This is a genomic window from Aestuariivivens marinum, from assembly GCF_022662175.1.
Taxonomy (GTDB): Bacteria; Bacteroidota; Bacteroidia; order Flavobacteriales; family Flavobacteriaceae; genus Aestuariivivens; species Aestuariivivens marinum.
In genome coordinates this window covers 1,074,560-1,094,858 of sequence record NZ_JAKMCR010000001.1, presented here as the reverse complement: position 1 = coordinate 1,094,858, position 20,299 = coordinate 1,074,560, and the positions used below count along the sequence as shown (strand labels likewise).

The 20,299-nt window shown below is 34.4% G+C and carries 19 protein-coding genes; 8 read left to right on the top strand and 11 right to left on the bottom strand.

Annotation, left to right across the window (positions count from 1 at the left end):
* The first annotated feature begins 65 nt into the window (after window positions 1–65).
* From MR053_RS04705 to MR053_RS04695, 3 genes are all read left to right on the top strand, one after another.
* Entirely contained in the window at window positions 66–416 is a 351-nt protein-coding gene (locus MR053_RS04705; RefSeq protein ID WP_242131292.1) for a 4Fe-4S binding protein, read from the top strand.
* Between the two features lie 315 nt (window positions 417–731).
* Window positions 732–4,262: a pyruvate:ferredoxin (flavodoxin) oxidoreductase gene (gene nifJ, locus MR053_RS04700; protein WP_242131291.1), complete on the top strand. Its 3,531-nt coding sequence runs from the start codon at window positions 732–734 to the stop codon at window positions 4,260–4,262.
* A gap of 105 nt (window positions 4,263–4,367) precedes the next feature.
* Window positions 4,368–4,748 carry a HEPN domain-containing protein gene (locus MR053_RS04695; protein ID WP_223549528.1) on the top strand — a complete coding sequence of 127 codons (381 nt, stop codon included), beginning with the start codon at window positions 4,368–4,370 and terminating at the stop codon, window positions 4,746–4,748.
* Between the two features lie 766 nt (window positions 4,749–5,514).
* Here the strand turns inward: MR053_RS04695 and MR053_RS04690 are convergent.
* The 5 genes from MR053_RS04690 to trmB all read right to left on the bottom strand — a co-directional run bounded on the left by MR053_RS04690 (window position 5,515) and on the right by trmB (window position 8,657).
* Window positions 5,515–5,760 (bottom strand): NifU family protein, encoded by a 246-nt coding sequence (locus MR053_RS04690; RefSeq protein ID WP_242131290.1) that lies wholly within the window; start codon window positions 5,758–5,760, stop codon window positions 5,515–5,517.
* A 2-nt stretch (window positions 5,761–5,762) separates the two neighbouring features.
* Window positions 5,763–6,899: an Mrp/NBP35 family ATP-binding protein gene (locus MR053_RS04685; protein ID WP_242131289.1), complete on the bottom strand. Its 1,137-nt coding sequence runs from the start codon at window positions 6,897–6,899 to the stop codon at window positions 5,763–5,765.
* A gap of 119 nt (window positions 6,900–7,018) precedes the next feature.
* Window positions 7,019–7,348: an MGMT family protein gene (locus tag MR053_RS04680; RefSeq protein WP_223549533.1), complete on the bottom strand. Its 330-nt coding sequence runs from the start codon at window positions 7,346–7,348 to the stop codon at window positions 7,019–7,021.
* Window positions 7,345–7,980 (bottom strand): LysE family transporter, encoded by a 636-nt coding sequence (locus MR053_RS04675; RefSeq protein ID WP_242131288.1) that lies wholly within the window; start codon window positions 7,978–7,980, stop codon window positions 7,345–7,347. The genes MR053_RS04680 and MR053_RS04675 overlap by 4 nt, the downstream gene beginning before the upstream one ends.
* Window positions 7,981–7,982: 2 nt before the next feature.
* Window positions 7,983–8,657 carry a tRNA (guanosine(46)-N7)-methyltransferase TrmB gene (gene trmB, locus MR053_RS04670; protein WP_242131287.1) on the bottom strand — a complete coding sequence of 225 codons (675 nt, stop codon included), beginning with the start codon at window positions 8,655–8,657 and terminating at the stop codon, window positions 7,983–7,985.
* A 149-nt stretch (window positions 8,658–8,806) separates the two neighbouring features.
* Here trmB and MR053_RS04665 point away from each other — a divergent pair, with 149 nt between their 5' ends.
* Window positions 8,807–9,856, top strand: a complete 1,050-nt coding sequence (locus tag MR053_RS04665) for a glycosyltransferase (protein WP_242131286.1) — start codon at window positions 8,807–8,809, stop codon at window positions 9,854–9,856.
* Here the strand turns inward: MR053_RS04665 and MR053_RS04660 are convergent.
* On the bottom strand, window positions 9,836–10,882 hold the full coding sequence (locus tag MR053_RS04660; protein WP_242131285.1) for a sensor histidine kinase: 1,047 nt from the start codon (window positions 10,880–10,882) through the stop codon (window positions 9,836–9,838). The two genes, MR053_RS04665 and MR053_RS04660, sit on opposite strands and share 21 nt — an antisense overlap.
* Window positions 10,882–11,562: a response regulator transcription factor gene (locus tag MR053_RS04655; protein WP_242131284.1), complete on the bottom strand. Its 681-nt coding sequence runs from the start codon at window positions 11,560–11,562 to the stop codon at window positions 10,882–10,884. The genes MR053_RS04660 and MR053_RS04655 overlap by 1 nt, the downstream gene beginning before the upstream one ends.
* Window positions 11,563–11,759: 197 nt before the next feature.
* Here MR053_RS04655 and MR053_RS04650 point away from each other — a divergent pair, with 197 nt between their 5' ends.
* The 3 genes from MR053_RS04650 (at window position 11,760) to MR053_RS04640 (ending at window position 15,076) form a co-directional block, all read left to right on the top strand.
* Entirely contained in the window at window positions 11,760–12,086 is a 327-nt protein-coding gene (locus MR053_RS04650) for a T9SS type A sorting domain-containing protein (RefSeq protein WP_223549546.1), read from the top strand.
* 110 nt (window positions 12,087–12,196) lie between these two features.
* On the top strand, window positions 12,197–13,963 hold the full coding sequence (locus MR053_RS04645) for a T9SS type A sorting domain-containing protein (RefSeq protein ID WP_242131283.1): 1,767 nt from the start codon (window positions 12,197–12,199) through the stop codon (window positions 13,961–13,963).
* 132 nt (window positions 13,964–14,095) lie between these two features.
* A complete protein-coding gene (locus MR053_RS04640) occupies window positions 14,096–15,076 on the top strand; it encodes a LuxE/PaaK family acyltransferase (RefSeq protein ID WP_242131282.1) in 981 nt (326 codons plus the stop codon).
* Between the two features lie 108 nt (window positions 15,077–15,184).
* Here the strand turns inward: MR053_RS04640 and tyrS are convergent, their stop codons facing one another.
* The gene (gene tyrS / locus MR053_RS04635) at window positions 15,185–16,480 is read right to left on the bottom strand and encodes a tyrosine--tRNA ligase (RefSeq protein ID WP_242131281.1); all 1,296 of its coding nucleotides are present in this window, start codon (window positions 16,478–16,480) and stop codon (window positions 15,185–15,187) included.
* A gap of 90 nt (window positions 16,481–16,570) precedes the next feature.
* Between tyrS and MR053_RS04630 the strand changes: the two genes are divergently transcribed.
* On the top strand, window positions 16,571–17,581 hold the full coding sequence (locus tag MR053_RS04630) for an NAD-dependent epimerase/dehydratase family protein (protein WP_242131280.1): 1,011 nt from the start codon (window positions 16,571–16,573) through the stop codon (window positions 17,579–17,581).
* On the opposite strand, the gene MR053_RS04625 is transcribed toward MR053_RS04630, so the two are convergent.
* From MR053_RS04625 to MR053_RS04615, 3 genes are read right to left on the bottom strand one after another with little or no spacing between them, the layout of a single operon-like run.
* Window positions 17,544–18,161, bottom strand: a complete 618-nt coding sequence (locus MR053_RS04625; protein ID WP_242131279.1) for a DUF4296 domain-containing protein — start codon at window positions 18,159–18,161, stop codon at window positions 17,544–17,546. The genes MR053_RS04630 and MR053_RS04625 overlap by 38 nt on opposite strands.
* Window positions 18,158–19,504 carry a dihydroorotase gene (locus tag MR053_RS04620; protein WP_242131278.1) on the bottom strand — a complete coding sequence of 449 codons (1,347 nt, stop codon included), beginning with the start codon at window positions 19,502–19,504 and terminating at the stop codon, window positions 18,158–18,160. The genes MR053_RS04625 and MR053_RS04620 overlap by 4 nt, the downstream gene beginning before the upstream one ends.
* Before the next feature lie 7 nt (window positions 19,505–19,511).
* Window positions 19,512–20,234, bottom strand: a complete 723-nt coding sequence (locus MR053_RS04615) for a polyprenol monophosphomannose synthase (protein ID WP_242131277.1) — start codon at window positions 20,232–20,234, stop codon at window positions 19,512–19,514.
* Window positions 20,235–20,299 lie beyond the last annotated feature (65 nt).

Here is a 20,299-nt window from a genome sequence, read left to right as displayed (position 1 = left end):
ATAAAAAACTTAATCGAAACTTTATTTTTACAATCATTAATTATAATAATAAAAAATAAATTATCATGGCAATTATAATAACAGACGAGTGCATTAATTGTGATGCTTGCGTATCGGAATGTCCTAACAATGCAATATATGAACCAGACCAAGAATGGTCCTATTCAGATGAAACTGCTTTAAGTGGAATGGTTACTTTACCTAATGGGGAAGAGGTTGATGCTGATGCAGAAAATGAACCCATTTCAGATGAATTCTATTTTATAGTGCCAAGTAAATGTACCGAATGCAAAGGCTTTCATGATGAACCCCAATGTGCTTCTGTCTGCCCAGTTGATTGTTGTGTTCCCGATGATAACCATGTTGAATCTGAAGATGAATTATTGGCCAAAAAAGCTTGGCTACATGCCGAATAACAATATATAATTCTTTAGTATAATAAAAAACATTTTGTAAAAGTACATTCTAACTATTTTGTTCAGGATGTGCTTTTTTTATGCAATAAAATATCTATTCATTTTTATTTCATAGCTACAGATATTTTAACCTACCTCAAAAACTAAAAATAAAAGGTGTTGAGATTTTTTTATTGTTTTAAAGTAAGATAATACTCCAAAACCAATTTGAAACATAAAACTTTGAAGATATAATTTTTGCACCTGACATATGTCATAGTATTTAAGTTTTAGAATATCTACTTTTCGTCCACTTATTTATAAAGTATAAAATTCATGGAAACAAAAATTAAGAAGCTTATATGCGATGCCAATGAAGCGGTAGCAAGAATAGCTCATAAAACTAATGAGGTTTGTGCCATTTACCCTATTACACCAGCCTCTCCAATGGGAGAACACGTAGATGTTTTTAGTACTAATGGCAAAAAAAATATTTGGGGCAATATCCCTAGAATTGTTGAAATGCAAAGTGAAGGAGGTGCTTCTGGCGCTGTTCACGGTTCGTTACAAGGCGGTGCGCTTACCACTACTTTTACGGCATCCCAAGGCCTTCTTTTAATGATTCCTAATATGTATAAAATTGCTGGCGAATTATTGCCATCGGTCATTCATGTAGCAGCAAGAACCGTGGCTACCCACGCACTTTCAATATTTGGAGACCACTCTGATGTTATGGCCACACGCCAAACAGGGTTCTCTATGCTATTCGGAGGCTCTGTGCAGGAAGCTCAAGATTTTGCTTTAATTAGTCAAGTCGCGACCTTAAAAACAAGAGTCCCTTTCTTAAATATATTTGATGGTTTTAGAACGTCACACGAAATATCAAAAATTGATGCTATTACAGATGATACTATTGTATCAATGATGCCAGAAGAAAATATTTTAGAACATAAAAAAAGGTCTTTAGACCCAGACCACCCTGTCATTAGGGGTACATCACAAAACCCTGATGTGTTTTTCCAAGCAAGAGAAGCTGCCAACACCTATTATAAAAAAGTTCCTAGTGTCGTTCAAGATACTATGGACGAATTCTATAAACATACCGGAAGACGCTATAGCCTTTTCTATTATATAGGACATCCTGAAGCTGAAAAAGTAATTGTCATAATGGGCTCTGGACAAGGTCCCGTTATTGAAACTGTTGATGCCCTTGCAAAAAACGGAGAAAAAGTAGGCGCTATTATTGTACGCCTCTTTAGGCCTTTTTCAATAAACCATTTTGTTGAATCACTACCAACAACAGTTAAAAAAGTAGCCGTATTAGACAGAACAAAAGAACCCGGAAGTATAGGTGAACCTTTGTACCAAGATATTATTACAGCCTTTATGGAAAGTAATAGAACCATGCCAACCATAGTTGGTGGTCGTTACGGTTTATCTTCTAAAGAATTTGATCCTGCTATGGTAAAAGCCGTTTTTGATAATTTAGAACTTGAACAACCTAAAAACCATTTTACCGTTGGTATAAATGATGATGTATCTCATACGAGCCTAGTTATTGGTAATCGTTTTAAGACAGCCAAAAATACTTTTAACTGTATGTTTTTCGGACTAGGTTCAGATGGTACCGTTGGGGCCAACAAAAATTCCATCAAAATTATTGGTGAAACCACAGATAATTATGTTCAAGGTTACTTCGTTTACGATTCTAAAAAAGCGGGGGCACAAACGGTATCTCACTTAAGATTTGGCCCAGAACCTATTTACTCAACCTATTTGATTCATAAAGCTGATTTTGTTGCCTGCCATCAATTTAACTTTATTGAAAAATATGATATTCTCGACCATGTTAAAAAAGGTGGTACTTTCCTATTAAATTCACCTTATGACAAAAACCAAATTTGGGACAACCTTCCTAAACTCATGCAGGAAGAAATTATAAAAAACGAATTGGAATTTTATGTTATAGACGCCTCTAAAGTAGCGCAAGAGGCTAAGCTTGGGAAACGCACTAATACAGTCTTACAAACTTGTTTCTTTGCCATTTCTGGCGTACTTCCCAAAGAGGATGCCATTAAAAAAATTAAGGATGCTATTGTAAAATCCTATTCTAAAAAAGGAGACAGAGTAGTGCAAATGAACTTTAACGCTGTGGATAAATCTTTAGAAAACCTACAAAAAGTAGATTATCCAAAACAAATTACCAGCAATGAAGATTTAAAACCTATTATGACGGGTACTGATGATCCTTTTGTAAAAGAGGTATTGGGTAAAATCTTAGCCGGTAAAGGTGATGAACTTCCTGTAAGTGCTTTTTCAATTGATGGCACCTTCCCAACTGGCACTACTCAATATGAAAAAAGAGGCATTGCTGATTTTGTTCCGATTTGGGATGATGAAAACCTATGTACCCAATGTAATAAGTGTGTAGTTATTTGCCCACATGCTGCTATTAGGGCCAAAGTGGTTGCCAATGCAGAACTATCAGATATCCCTTCAACTTTAAAATCCGTTCCAGCAAAGGGCAGGCCGTTCGACTCCAAAACAGAATCTTACGTCCTTCAGGTCTCCCCTCAAGATTGTACTGGTTGTGACCTTTGTGTGGCTGTTTGTCCTGCTGTTAGCAAAGACAATCCAGATTTTAAGGCCATTAATATGCACAATAAACTGTTAGTACAGGATCATGAAAATGTTAACTGGGACTACTTTATTAATTTACCTGATTATAACAGAACCGAATTGCAAATTTCCAATATTAAAGGATCTCAATTCCTAGAACCGTTATTCGAATTTTCTGGTGCTTGCTCTGGTTGTGGTGAAACACCTTATATTAAACTATTAACCCAACTGTATGGCGATAGCATTTTAATTGCCAATGCAACAGGTTGCTCATCAATTTATGGTGGTAACCTGCCTACTACCCCTTATAAAACTAATGCATTTGGTAGGGGACCTGCATGGGCTAATTCCTTATTTGAAGACAATGCCGAATTTGGTTTAGGCATGAAATTAGCCCTATCTAAAAAACAGGAAGTTGCCGTAAACCTTTTAAGGGAATTAGAAGACAAAGTAGGTACCGAATTGGTTGAAGCCATTTTGAGCAACCCCGAAAAAACAGAGGCTGAAAAAGCTGAAAACTTTACAAATCTCGATAAGCTTAAAGATAAATTAACAACTATCGATAACGCTAATGCTAAAAAACTATTGCAACTAACCGATCATCTCCGTAAAAAATCGGTTTGGATTCTAGGTGGTGACGGTTGGGCTTACGATATAGGTTATGGTGGTGTAGATCATGTTATGGCTTCAGGCGAGAACATTAATATTATGGTTTTAGATACAGAAATTTACTCTAATACCGGAGGACAAACCTCTAAAGCAACGCCTTTAGGAGCCAGTGCCAAATTCTCTGTATCTGGCAAACGTACTGGAAAGAAAAACCTAGCCTTACAAGCTATTTCATATGGAAATGTATATGTAGCACAAGTAGCTATTGGTGCTAAGGACCTTCAAACCCTTAAGGCAATTGAAGAAGCTGAAGCATACGACGGTCCCTCATTAATTATTGCTTATTCACATTGTGGGGATCATGGCTACAACCTAAAGGACGCAGCAGATCACCAGGACAAAGCTGTTAATACTGGATATTGGCCATTATTTAGATTCGACCCTTCAAAACCAAAAGGCAAGAAATTTAAATTAGACTCTAAAGCTCCTGCTGCTCCTCTGGAAGATTTCATGTATACAGAAACCCGCTTTACTAGGGTAGTAAAGGATAATGCTGAACTTGGCGCCAAACTCCTTAAACAAGCTCAAGAAGAAGTGGACTCTAAATGGGAACGATTGGAACTTTTTAGAGATTTATAAGTTCTCTATAAAATTTGTTTCCAATAAAAATGATTATTAAGTCTTTTCCAGAATATGTTAACATATTCTGGAAAAGTTTATCCTTAACTTTAAAATTAAGAACTCATGGAAAAAGAAGCAAATAAGTTATTTGACAAGGCTTTTCAAAGCCTAAATTCTGCAAACAAGGAATTATATAGACCAGAAGAGGATATTGTTCCGTATTCGGTTTGTAAAAATTCGCAATATGCCATTATGAATTTTTTAAAAGGATATTTATATAAAAAAGGTGTAAACCCAGATTCTTTTATAACAATTGATGAACTATTTGAAGAATGTAAAAAGCTAAACAAAGATTTTGAAAAAATAGATTTCTCCGATTTCAATTGCACACACCACGCCATTGATTCTGGATATTGTACCGAAGTATCTAAAGTTAACACCTGCTTTGCTACAGCAAACAATTTGTATGCTCTATTAAAGAAGGTAAAACTAATAACGAATTAAAGTTAATATTAAAAAAGGTATCCAAGGCAACGTTTAATAATATGGGTGACCAATATATGGAATGCCACTTTCAATGAAGACAAAGGCATCTAAAGGTGATGCTTATAAATCAATCTACGAATTTGACACCATAACTATTAGCCCATAAAGCATTATCTCTACAACATATTGCTAAAAAAGAATTTCCATCTCAAAAAAAATTCATCTTTAGAAATACAATTTTTATTGGGAATAAATTCAACTATTAATTGTTTCTTATATTCTTTTGCAAAAAACTTTTTAAATTAAAACTCTTTTAGCAAAGAAACTAGCATCTTAAATCAAGTCTTAAATTAAAACAACATCTACATGAAAGATTTGAAAGCTACAGGATTTTTTTTATTGATTGCTTTTCTCATTCTTGAAGGTTGTAACCAAATATAGAAAAGACAGGAACCATGAGTTTATTTTATTTGATAGATAATAAAACCGTCCGTGGATTTATAGAGTTACAAGTACATGTGTATAGGAAACAACACCTAAAAAATGGGGCTCAAGTATTATGGGAAAATATAAAAATCATAACCAAAAAAAGCAGAAAAGTACAGTACAACAAATACAGCTAAACCTATATATTAAAAGCTGTCTAATCGAGGATGAATAGAATATTGCAAAAATACCTAGAAAACAGTCTCGTCCTTAAAACCCAAAATAAAAACCTAAACCCTAACTTAACTTGTTTTAAACCTTTAGTACAACTTGAAGCCTAATATCAAAAGGTAAATCTTTATGCGTCTACAATATTAATGACCTGCTCTATTTGAGGCGCATACTTTTTTATGGTCATTTCTACCCCTGATTTTAAGGTCATTTGGTTAACACTGCAGCCAACACATGCTCCTTGTAGTTGTACCTTAACTAGTTTATCGTCCTCAATAGACAATAATGAAATATCACCACCATCACTCTGTAAAAATGGACGGATTTCATCAAGGGCCTTTTCTATATTTAATTTTAGCTCTTCTGTTGTCATATCTATTTTTTAACTGCCGAACATCCTGCCATTGTAGTAATTTTTATAGCCTCAGTGGGAGGCAAATCCTCATTACGTTTTACTACTTCTTGAACTATATTTTTGGTTAAAGTTTCAAAGGCTCGTTCAGATGGTGTGGCAATTTGTAATGCCGCGGGTCGTCCAACATCACCTGCTTCTCTAATACTTTGCACTAATGGTATTTCACCCAAAAAGGGAACTTTTAAATCTTCAGCTAAATTTTTAGCACCCTCTTTTCCAAATATATAATATTTCTTATCTGGCAATTCCTCTGGTGTAAAGTAAGCCATATTTTCAATAATACCTAAAACAGGAACACTAATACTTTCCTGTTGGAACATGGCTACTCCCTTTTTGGCATCAGCCAATGCCACATTTTGAGGCGTACTTACCACAACAGCTCCTGTAATGGGAAGTGACTGCATAATACTAAGGTGGATATCACCAGTTCCTGGGGGTAAGTCCAACAACAAGAAATCAAGCTCTCCCCAGTGCGCATCGAAAATCATTTGGTTTAATGCTTTGGCTGCCATAGGGCCACGCCAAACCACTGCTTGGTTGGGTTCTGTAAAAAAACCGATAGACAACATCTTTACGCCATAATTCTCAATAGGCTTCATTTTAGATTTTCCATCAATATTTACTGCTAAAGGGCGTTCTGATTCAACATCAAACATAATGGGCATTGATGGACCATAAATATCTGCATCCAGAACACCTACTTTAAAACCCATTTTAGCAAGGGTAACGGCCAAATTTGCAGTTACCGTAGATTTACCTACACCACCCTTACCCGAGGCCACTGCAATAATATTTTGAATACCCAGTATAGGCTCTCCCTTAATTACATTAGCCTTTGGATGCTCTGGAGCTTCTACTTTTACATTGACTTTTATTTTAGCCTTTTCGTAGACTTTATCATGAATGGTTTTTAAAATATCAACCTCCGTACGTTTTTTTGCTTGTAAACTTGGGTTCTTTATAGTAATATCAACAACTACTTCATCGCCAAAAACAACCACGTTTTTTACCGCACCGCTATCAACCATATTCTGTCCTTCTCCTGGAGCTGTAATAGTTTCTAATGCCTTTAATATCTCTTGCTTATTAAGTTTCATATATTTTATTAAGAATCATTCTAAAATGCAAATATATATAATAAAGCTGGAAGACAGAAGATTGAAGTTAGAAGTTTTAATGATATAACTATTTATAAGTTTTATAAAAAAGGTATGAATTACATCTCCTTATTAGGGTCCCAAAATACCTTTTCAAAATTTTGGATTTGATTGTCAACAATCTGGATGCCCTCACTTTCCAAGAGTTGTTGCATTAAATTGATACCATCAAAATGGTATTTACCAGTAAGCAATCCTTTTTTATTAACTACTCGATGTGCCGGAACCTCTTTACCAGACGACCCATTCATAGCATAACCTACCATACGAGCGCTTCTAACGGCTCCCAAATATTTCGCAATGGCCCCATAGCTAGTTACCCTTCCATAAGGAATGTGTTGAGCCACCTTATAAACCTTATCAAAAAAACTTAATGTTTCCCGTTTCATGAACCCAAATCTTTTATGATATTTATTAAGGTAATTATTGAAATTATTCCTGTAATACCTCCAATAATATAGTTCATGTTTTTTTGAGATGTAAACGAACGGCTTTTAATTTTTTCGAAGAAAAAAATATACATGTATAACATCACAAAACTTCCCATAGCAGCCCCCGTGACATAAGTTAGGATGCTTATAGTGTCGAAGGCCAACCAACCAACCGAGGCCAAAGTAACCGTCATGTAAGCTTGGAAAGGTATTGGAAACATATTAAGTGCCGACAAAAACATGCCGTGAAAAAACCTGCTATGTTTACTCCTAACTCTAGGTTCCACATCATGTTTGGGCATGGACTTGACAATAAACAAATAATAAATAGTTATCAATACAAAAACTACAAAGGCTACACGCTGCAAAATTTCCACAACTTCTGTATGCTTACTAAGGTACCTTGCAAAAATAGCCGCAATATAGGTTTGCACAAAAACCGTTACACAGGCTCCAACAGAAAACATTATACCCCTAATATGCCCTTCTTTTAAACTAATTTTAACAGCGCTCATATTTAAAAGGCCTGGAGGTATAACACCAATAAGCGTAATGATTAAACCTAGAAAGAAAACTATTGTAATGTCCAAACTTACTTAATTTTAAACCTAATATAGGTAATTGGCTTTTGTTGTTCTAAATACTGCATCTCATAAAAGGTTTGAATACTTGTAACCTCTTCTGGACTTCCTTCTAGTTTATAAACATTATGGTTTGCATACAATACTTCATGTCCGGCACCATGCAATAAGCCAAGAGTATAACCATGCATAAACTCGCTATCGGTTTTTAAATTAACTATGCCATCTGGTTTTAATATGGTTTTATAGCGATTTAAAAATTGGGCGTTTGTTAAACGGTGTTTAGTACGCTTATATTTTATTTGAGGATCAGGAAAAGTAATCCAAATTTCATCAATTTCATTTTCAGAAAAGGCATATTCTATAAGCTCAATTTGAGTTCGTAAAAAGGCGACATTTTTTATTTGCCGTTCTATAGCTGTTTTGGCACCTCTCCAAAATCGGGCCCCTTTAATATCGATACCTACAAAATTTTTGTTGGGATATTTTTGCGCCAAACCTACAGAGTATTCTCCCTTTCCACAACCCAACTCTAAAACCAACGGATTTTCATTATTAAAAAACGTTTTTCGCCAATTGCCTTTTAAAGAATATTCTTTATTAACCAGTTCATCGCGCGAGGGTTGAAACACGTTACCAAACGTTTCGTTTTCCTTAAACCGTTTTAACTTATTTTTACTTCCCACTAAAGCTTCTGTAATTTAATTATTTGGTAAAATTAAGGAAATATGTGAGAGGGTTGATATGCTTATCTTTGAATTTAATTGAAAACTGTAAATGGGTTTGAGGCTCTTCCGTAAAACGATTAGAAAGAAACCCTTACTAAATTGGTAAAATGAGCAAAAACATTTTAGTAGCCCCTTTAAATTGGGGATTGGGCCATGCCACAAGATGTATTCCAATAATAAAGGCACTTTTAAACTACGGTTACCAGCCCATAATCGCTAGTGACGGTGCAGCCTTATCGTTATTACAAAAGGAATTCCCTAATGTGTTATCTATTGAATTACCTTCTTACAATATATCCTATACTAAAAACGGCAAATTCCTTAAATGGAAGATTATAAAATCTTTACCTAGATTATTAAAAATAATTAAAGCTGAAAAAAAAGCCACCAAATACATTATCGAAACCCATAATATTTCGGGTATTATTTCTGATAATCGGTTTGGTGTTTACAGTAAAAATATCCCATCAGTTTTTATAACCCACCAGTTAAATGTTTTAAGTGGAACTACGACCTGGATGAGCACAAAAATGAACCAAAACATTATTAAAAGCTTTGATGAATGTTGGATACCTGATGTTGATGGTCCTTTTAACTTGAGTGGAAAATTAGGACATCCATCAACCCTTAAAATACCTACAAAATATATTGGCCCTTTAAGTAGATTTACCAAACAAGAATACACCATTAAGAATGATTTGTTGGTTTTACTATCTGGCCCAGAACAGCAGCGTACTATATTGGAAAAAAAGTTGCTTATTGAATTAAAAAGTTATCAAGGAAAAGTAATTTTTGTGAAAGGCATCATTGAGAAAGAGCAAACCATACAGTTAATGGACAATATGACGGTTTATAATTTTATGATATCCCCACAACTGGAAAAAACCATAAATGAAAGTGCTATGGTATTATCCCGATCTGGATACACTACCATTATGGATTTGGCAAAACTGAACAAAAAAGCCTTTTTTATACCAACCCGTGGACAATTTGAACAAGAATATTTAGCTAAGCGGCTTACAGAACAATATCTAGTCCCCAGCTGCAAACAGAATGAATTTAAATTAGAAATGCTTAAAAAAATTGACAACTTTAAAGGTCTTCATTTAGAAGCTCCCAGCACCAATTTTGAAACATTATTCAGAAACCTTTTCTAAGGTAAAAGAAAATTCGCTACCCACACCATACTCACTTTCTACATAAATTTTTTCGTTGTGGGCTTCAATAATATGCTTTACGATAGACAAGCCTAAACCTGATCCTCCTTCGCTACGGGCTCCACTTTTATCAACTCGATAAAATCGCTCAAATAAGCGTGGCAAATGATTTTTGGCAATGCCTTCACCATTATCGGTTACACGTACAATAACTTTATTCTTTATTAAATTTTCAATACTAACCTCGGTAGTTCCTTTTTCGTTACCATACTTTATAGAATTCACTATAAGGTTAGTAAGTACTTGTTGAATACGCTCTTTATCTGCATTTACAAATATGGGTTTTTTATAATCTGCATCGAATGTAAGGGTTATCTTTTTCTTACCGGCTCGTATTTCGAACATATCGAACACGTTCTTAACAAGCCCGACAATATCAAACACTTCCATATTTAAACTCAAATCACCAATCTCAAGCTTAGTAATCATGTCTAAATCCTTAACAATATATATTAAACGTTCTACGCCCTTACTAGCCCGTCTTAAATACTTATCCCGAACATTTTTATCATTAATGGCCCCATCCAAGAGTGTTAAAATGTAACTTTGTACTGTAAACAAAGGGGTTTTTAACTCATGTGACACATTACCAAAAAACTCTTTTCTATATTGCTCCCTAACTTTTAGAGTTTCTATTTCAAGTTTTTTATCCCTAGCAAATTTGTCTATTTCCTTGGTTAAGGTACCCATATCGGTAGTAATAGCTCCTCTTGTTATGCTTGCAGATTCTAAAAGCGTAAGGTCGTCATAAATTTGCTTAACACGTCTATATATTAAACGTTCTATTCGTAACTGGATAAAAACAAAAGACAACAGGTAGCTAAACACCAAAATGAAGACCAACAAACCCCAATTGATTTCAAAAAAATAATATAAAAAAACACTCGTTGTGAGTGTTAAGGATAGTGCAATATAAAGCGAGGTTTTCGCAGAAAATCGATATGGTTTTTTTAATTTAACTTGCATTAATCTACAAACTTATACCCTACTCCTTTTACCGTTCTAAAACTATCATCTCCAATTTTTTCCCTAAGCTTTCTAATGTGGACATCTATGGTTCTTCCGCCAACTATAACCTCGTTGCCCCAAACTTTATCTAAAATTTCATCACGTTTAAAAACTTTACCTGGCTTGGATGTTAACAAAGATAGCAATTCAAACTCTTTTCGTGGCAATATAATTTCTTCACCGTTTAAGTTAATTTTATATTCATCCCTGTCTATCACCAAATTTCCTATTTTAAGCATCCCTTCTTTTTCTTCTTGCTTATAACGTCGTAAAAGCGCCTTAACTTTGCTCACTAAAACCTTAGGCTTTATAGGTTTTGTAATATAGTCATCGGCTCCAGCATCGAAACCAGCCACCTGTGAATAATCTTCGCCCCTTGCGGTTAAAAAAGTTATCATTGTATCCTTTAGGCTTGGGATTTTACGAATTTGCTCACATGCCTCAATACCGTCCATTTCAGGCATCATGACGTCCAATATAATTAAATGGGGGTGCTCCTTTTTGGCTTTCTTTACTGCTTGCAATCCATTCTCAGCAGTAATGATTTGATACCCTTCAGCCGATAAATTATATCCAACAATTTCTAGAATGTCTGGCTCATCATCAACCAATAAAATTTTTATATCCTGTTTGTCCATATAATTAGACGATTTTTTATCAAAAGGTAAAGATAAAACTATTACTATTAACTTGTTAAAATGTTAAAATATATAACAAAAAGGTAACATACAGATTACCCTAGCTTAACCTTTTGTTAAAATAAAGAAATCTTTAACGTTTTAATTGGTACAACTTTTGATATTATTTACTAAATTTAACATATAAAAATCCTACTATGGTAAAAAACTACGTTTTAACCTTTTTCTTTGTATTATTCTTTGCAGTTGCCCCCAAAGCTTTTGCACAGGATATCCCACAGCAAAAAATAGAGAATCTTTCTATTTATCCTAACCCTGTTAACAGTAACAGGCAGGTTATTTATATTACTACAAAACGTAATATGACCAAACAAATAGAGTTTTTTAATGCCATTGGGAAAAAAATACATGCCACCACCATTACCGGAAAGGAATTAAATATATCGAAGTTGGCTACTGGGGTTTATTTCTTAAAGATTACCGAAAACAACATTACCGAAACACGTAAATTGGTAATTAAGTAAAAACAACATTATTTTATTATAAAAAAACCAGTCTATTGGACTGCTTTTTAGTATTATAAGAAAATAATTTCCTATTTTTATAAGGACTAATTCTTATAAATAATTTAATAATGAAAAAACTTTACTTTTTATTCTTATCATTTTTTGCTTTCTCATTTGGCTTTGGCCAAGATATGATAATTACAGGTGTCTTTGATGGTCCGCGAACAGGCGGTGTACCTAAATTTGTTGAACTTTATGTTGTAAATGATATTGCAGATTTATCAACTTTTGGAATTGGCTCAGCCAATAATGGTAGTGGAACAGATGGTGAAGAATTCTCTTTTTCTGGTTCCGCTACAGCAGGTGATTTTATTTATGTAGCTTCTGAAAATATTGAATTCAACAATTATTTTGGATTTCTTCCCGATTTTACTACATCTGCTATGAGCATTAATGGAGATGATGCAATTGAATTATTCTTCAATGGAAGTGTTATTGATACTTTTGGTGATATAAACGTTGATGGCACAGGAACTGGGTGGGACTACGTAGATGGATGGACCTATAGAAATAATGATACTGGTCCTGATGGATCAACATTTATCTTATCAAATTGGTCATTTAGTGGTCCTGATGCAACTGACGGTTGTACAACAAATGGCACTTGTGGATCTATTTTCCCAATTGGCACATTTACATACACCACTTCAACAGATCCTACCATAGCCCTTATTAATGGCCCAGTAAGTGGTTCAACCGTTGATTTAGGTCCTGAAGACCTAAGTGGAGAATTAGAATTTGTTGTTACCAACTTTAACGTGGATACAGAAGGAAATGGTGGAGATGGATATATTGAATGGAATGTAGTTAACGTAAACACTGCGGCAACTCATGATAGTGGTGGCCCTCTTTATGACCTAACCCCAGATCCTTTTATTCCCTTAGAACCAAACAAAAATTATTTCTTTGTTGCAGAATTAATTTATTATGGTTCTGGAAGTGTTGCAGCACAATACAATTTACATATTAATACTTTAGGTTACAATGTTGTTGCAGATATTACAGCTTTGAGAGCCCATGTAGATGCTAATGGAGAAGGTCTGTATTATGAAATTACTGGTGCCTCTTTAGTAACTCATACTGACGGTTTTCAAAACAGACAATGGATACAGGATAGCAATATTGCTGGCGTATTAATTTATGACCCGGACGGTATATCCAGTACTTACAGTGTTGGAGACAATGTTACAGGTCTTAAAGGACAAACTGAAGTTTCTAATGGGATTTTAAGGTTTATCCCTACCACTGATAGTGGTGTAATAGCTTCTTCAGGAAACCCTGTAATACCACAAACAGTATCTATTCCCACTTTTAACTCATCGCCTGATGATTATGAATCTGAGCTAATACAAGTTGAAAATGTAACATTTCAAGAAGGTGATGGTATTGCTGTGTTTGGTACAGGTCAAAATTACACTCTAGAAGATGGAAGTGCTAATACACTTGTAAAGAGAACTGATTTCTTTCTTGCTGATTATATTAATACTGTGATTCCCAACACGCAATTAGCAAGTGTAATAGGAGTTGCAGGTGAGTTTAACGGAACTGCACAAATTTATGTAAGAAGTTTAAATGACTTTACGCTTTCAACTAAAAATTTTGAAATACCTGGCTTTAGCATGTTTCCAAATCCAACTAACTTAGGTTATATAAATCTGTTAAGTAAAAACAATGCCAAGATGAATGTTTCTGTTTTCGATTTATTGGGCAAACAAGTTTTGAAAAAAGAAATTAGCAATACAGTTTTAGACCTAGCAAACTTAAAAACCGGATTATATATTATGAAAGTATCTCAAGATAATGCTACTGCTACAACTAAATTAGTTATTAGATAAATCCTAAAATATAAACATTAAAGCGTTACCATTGGTAGCGCTTTTTTTATGAACATATAAAAGATACTTCGACAAGCTCAGTATGGCAAATTGTTATTATTTCATCCTAGTATTTTAGTTACTTTTGTGGCAATGATCACTGCAAACGACATCTTTAATATTCAATCTGAAAACGACTTTAAAACTATGGCTTTTAAAGTCTTTAATTATCAGTTTGAAAACAACTCGGTGTATCGGTCGTTTTGTGATTTATTGTACATTCACCCCAGTGATATTACATCCATTAAGGACATTCCCTTTTTGCCCATTCAATTTTTTAAATCACATCGTGTTTTAAGCAGTTCAAAACCTATTGAAAAGATCTTTTCAAGTTCAGGAACCACAGGAAGTGTTACAAGTAAACATTACGTGACAGACCTATCAATCTATGAAAACAGTTTTCAAAAAGGCTTTGAACAATTTTATGGCAACATCAAGGACTATGTCATTTTAGCTTTACTGCCTTCTTATTTGGAGCGTGAAGGCTCCTCGTTGATTTATATGGCAGAAGTTCTTATTAAACAATCCAAACATAAGGAAAGTGGCTTCTATTTAAACAATCTTACCGAATTAAAAGACCTATTGATAAAACTGGAATCAGAAGGCAAAAAAACACTTTTAATGGGTGTTTCTTTTGCATTATTGGATTTGGTTGAACAATATCAATTCCAATTAAAAAACACTATAGTTATGGAAACTGGCGGTATGAAAGGCAGACGCAAGGAATTGATTAGAGCCGAACTCCACAATACCTTAAAAGAAGGATTTGGAGTAAGTACCATTCATAGTGAGTATGGTATGACCGAATTGTTAAGTCAGGCCTATTCTAAAGGCCATGGTATTTTTAATTGCGCGCCTTGGATGCAAGTATTAACTCGAGATACCGAAGATGCTTTAGCCATTCAAGATTATGGAAAATCTGGTGGAATAAATATTATCGACCTTGCCAATATTAATTCCTGTGCTTTTATAGCCACTCAAGATTTAGGTCGTACACATCCAAATGGTACCTTTGAAGTTATGGGACGTTTTGACCATTCTGATATTCGTGGATGTAATTTAATGGTGTTGTAAGGTCTTTATAAAACTTACGACTAAACCAATGCTAAGAAAAAGAAAAGTTTTTTAGTTTATTGGTTGGTTAAACAAAAGGCCCGATTTAACATTAAATCAGGCCTTTTATTATTTTACGGTTAAGACAAAATAATTCTTCTTACCACGTTGTAACAATACAAACTTGTTGTTGATTAAATCGTTGGTCGTTATAGTATAATCTTCGCCTACTTTTTCCTTATTTACCGCTATAGAATTTTCCTTTAAGGCCCTTCGAGCTTCGCCATTCGATTTTAAGAAACCGCCTTTTTCTGCCAATGCCCCTATAACATCCAATCCGTTTTCAATATCGGTCAAAGCAATTTCAGTTTGAGGTACACCATCAAAGACATCTAAAAATGTTTGTTCATTCAATTGTTTTAAATCTTCGCTAGTAGATTTTCCAAATAGAATATTACTTGCTTTGATAGCATTTTCCAAATCGTCTTTAGAATGCACCATTGTAGTAATTTCCTCTGCCAAACGTTTTTGTAACACACGTAAATGTGGCGCTTCTTGATGTATATCTATTAAAGCATTAATTTCTTCTTTGTTTAAAAAAGTAAAAATCTTAATATACTTTTCAGCATCTTCATCACTTGAGTTCAGCCAATATTGGTAGAATTTGTAAGGTGATGTTCTATTGGCATCCAACCATACATTACCACCTTCCGACTTTCCAAATTTAGAGCCGTCGGACTTTGTAATTAACGGACAGGTTATTGCAAACCCTTTGCCGTTACCAATACGCCTAATCAGTTCGGTTCCCGTAGTGATATTACCCCACTGATCGCTACCACCCATTTGCAAGGTGCAATTAATATCTCTGTATAAATGAAGAAAATCGTAACCTTGTACCAATTGATAGGTGAATTCGGTAAAACTCATCCCTTCTGAAGCAGTATCTGAAGAAATTCTGTTTTTAACTGAATCCTTTGCCATCATATAGTTTACAGTAATATGCTTACCTACATCGCGAATAAACCCTAAAAATGAAAAGTCTTTCATCCAATCGTAATTATTCACTAAAACAGCTGCGTTTTCTGCATCACTTTCAAAATCTAAAAAATGTGACAATTGTTTTTTTATGGCTTCTTGATTATGGCGCAAGGTTTTTTCATCCAATAAATTACGTTCATTGGATTTTCCCGAAGGGTCTCCAATCATACCTGTGGCACCACCCACCAAAGCTATAGGTTTATGACCACAACGTTGGTAATGCGCCAAAAGCATAATGGGGACCAAGTTACCAATATGTAAAGAATCTGCTGTTGGATCGAACCCTACATAAGCACTGCGTATCCCTTCCATTAAATGGTCTTCGGCCCCTGGCATTACTGTATGGATCATCCCTCTCCAAGTTAATTCTTCAACGAAATTCTTCATTGTCTTTTTGATTTTTTTATAAACTAGGGCAAAGATAAAAATACACTTATAATTACTCGTGCATTCTTAATATTTCTTTACATTAGTTGCATGATTTTAGTTACTGGTGGTACAGGATTGGTTGGAGCTCATTTACTCTTTAAACTTGTTGAAAGCAATACATGTGTAAAAGCTATTTATCGTAATGAAAGTAGTCTTAAAAAGGTAAAGCAGGTTTTTCTTTCTTACACGAATGATTATAATGCTTTGTATGATAAAATTATTTGGATAAAAGCTGATATTTTAGACATCCCTTCATTAACTAAAGCTTTTAAGGATGTCTCTTTTGTGTACCATTGTGCTGCATTTGTTTCGCTAGAACCCAGTAAATATTACCTTTTACGCAGGATAAATATTGAAGGCACCGCCAATATCGTTAATATTTGTATTGACAAACAAGTTACAAAGTTGTGCTACGTGAGTTCCATATCAACACTTGGCACATCCATAAATGGTGAAATGATAACCGAAAACACGTTTTGGAACCCAGAAGGCGACAATAGTGCTTATGGCATTACAAAATATGGTGCAGAAATGGAGGTTTGGCGAGGAACCCAAGAAGGTTTGAATACCGTTATAGTAAATCCTGGTGTTATATTAGGATCTGGCTTTTGGAACAATGGTAGCGGGAGTCTTTTTAAACGAGCTTATAAGGGCATTCATTTTTTCACTAAAGGCACTATTGCCCTTGTAGCAGTTGAAGATGTTGTATCCATAATGATTGGTTTAATGCAAAGTGATATAGAGAACGAACGTTTTCTGATAGTTGCCGAAAATTGGCCCTACAAACGTTTTTTACAACATTTGTCGGTAGCTGTAAACCAAAAACCACCAAAAAAAATGGCTTCGGTATTAATGCTTGGGATTGCTTGGCGATTGGATTGGTTAGCAAATACTTTAACAGGAAGCCCCCGAAGACTCACCAAGCATATTGCCAAAGTGCTTCAAAAGGAAAGACAATATAGCAGCAATAAAATAGAAAAGACTTTAAACTACAGTTTTAAACCCATAGATAATATAATAGTTAATCTTGGCCAACATTATCTGAAACAGGTGGAATAAGCCCTTCTTTTTTAACTTGCTCCATAAACTCGACCTCCAATAGAGAGTCATTTTCAATTTCACGTCTTATAGATTGATGTGCTGTTCTAATAGAATCCAACTTCATTTTTAATCCAAGAGTATCTTTTTGCATTGCTATTTTTACAGAATCCAGTTTTTTGTTCAACATTAAACGATCCTTTTTAACAAGTTCTCGCAGAGAGTCTTGCTTTTTTTTCGTATTAATTTCCTTAGTTTCTAAATCCTTGTAATAGATTTTTAAAGCTTCCAAACTATCCTTTACCCTAGTATAAATATCATCGTAATCATCAACACGATAGGCGTAGTACTCATTGCTTAGGGCAAATTGTAAACTATCTATGTTATACTTGTTCAAGATATAGGCTTCTTTATCGGTTACTTCTTTATCTAAAGTCCTTTTATTATTTCCTGTTGTAGCCGATATTAATCTAATATCGATTAAAATATTGACCATATCGTCCTTAGATATTAAGTTCTTAGGCTTTTTGGGGTTCTTAAGCCCGTAGCATCCTAGAAAAAGAATACCTATTAGAACCAAAGTAGTACGTTTTACAATCATCTGTTAAAAGTTAAGCGTTTTGCAGCACTTGCACTTGCAAACTTAAAGTTATTAAAAACCAGACTACCATTTAAAAACGTATGGGTGATTCTAGACTTAAATGTGGTTCCTTCAAAAGGTGACCACCCACATTTATATAAAATATTCTCCTTTTTAACCGTCCAAGGATTATTTAAATCCACTAATACCAGATCGGCATAATAGCCTTCCTTTATATAACCTCTTTTTTCAATTTGAAATAATATGGCTGGATTATGGCACATTTTTTCAACAACTTTTTCTATGGAAATCTTGTCTTGGTGATACATTTCCAAAAGTGCCGGCAAAGCATGTTGTACCAAAGGTCCCCCAGATGGTGCTTGGGTATAATTATTTTGTTTTTCTTTTAAGGTATGTGGGGCATGGTCTGTAGCAATTACATCAATCCTATCATCCAGCAAGGCTTCCAACAGTTGTTTTCTGTCTGTTTTAGTTTTCACGGCAGGATTCCATTTAATTAATGTCCCTTTTTTATCGTAATCTTCATCACTAAACCACAAATGGTGTACACAAACCTCGGCTGTAATTTTTTTATCCTTCAATGGTTTTTTGTTTGAAAATAAATGGGTTTCTTTTCCCGTAGATAAATGAAACACATGTAACCTCGCACCTGTTTTTTTTGCTAATTCAATAGCTTTAGAAGATGACAAATAACAAGCTTCCTCACTTCTTATAATAGGGTGTTTATTAATGGGGATATCGTCCCCATATTTTTCTATGTGCTCTTGAAGGTTTTGCCTTATGGTAGTTTCGTCTTCACAATGTACCGAAATAACCATATTGGTACTTTTGAATATTTTTTCTAATACCTGAGGATCATCCACTAACATATTACCGGTTGAAGACCCTAAAAATAATTTTAATCCTGCAACCGACCTGGGATCCACTTTTAAAATTTCATCCAAGTTATCATTGGTTCCCCCAAACATAAAAGAATAGTTGGCAAAAGCAGTTTTTGAAGCAATGTCGAACTTCTCCTCCATTTTTTCAATGGTCGTAGTTTGCGGATTGGTGTTAGGCATCTCTATAAATGACGTAATTCCTCCCGCTATGGCTGCTTTAGATTCAGAAGCTATATCAGCCTTATGTGTTAAACCTGGCTCCCTAAAATGCACCTGATCGTCTATCACCCCCGGCATCAACAATTTTCCTTCGGCATCAACAACCACAACATCCGATGATTTTGCACTTATGGAATCCTCTATTTGGACAATAAATTCGCCCTTTATTAAAACATCGCCATTAAAAATGCGTCCTTCATTTACAATTTTTGCATTTTTTATCAATGTTGTTTTCTCACTCATACACAATCTATTTTTTAAATAAACTTTTGATTTTCATGGAAATGACCCCAAAAATAGCTTCAGAAATAATCCCTGAACTTAGTTTAGATTCCCCCTTGGTTCTATCGGTAAAAATAACGGGCACTTCCACTATTTTGAAATTTTTTAAATGGCTCTTAAACTTCATTTCTATTTGAAACGCATAGCCTATAAACTTAATTGTATTTAAGTTTATAGTCTCTAAAACCTTTCTTTTATAACATACAAAACCAGCTGTAGTGTCATATATCTTCATACCGGTTATTAACCTCACATATTTAGAAGCCAAATATGACATGAGCACCCTACTCATGGGCCAATTTACCACATTAACCCCAGTAATATAACGTGAGCCAATAGCTAAATCGGCTCCTTCGACATGACAAGCATTATAAAGTTTAATCAAATCTTCTGGATTATGTGAAAAATCGGCATCCATTTCAAAAATATAATCATATTCCCTACCTAAACACCATTTAAATCCATGTATATAAGCCGTTCCTAACCCCGATTTTTCTTTACGGGTTTCTAAAAATAAGCGTTTAGAAAATTCATTCTGAAGCTCTTTGACTTTCAAAGCGGTTAAGTCTGGTGAATTATCGTCTACCACCAATATATGTATAGCTTCAGATTGTGAAAATACAGCTCTAATGATAAGTTCTATATTTTCTATTTCATTATATGTAGGAATAATGACAATGCTTTTTTGCATCAACTTTACAATTAAAATCAATAATTTTTAGCAAATGTAAGGCATTAGCTTTTTATTTATTTTAA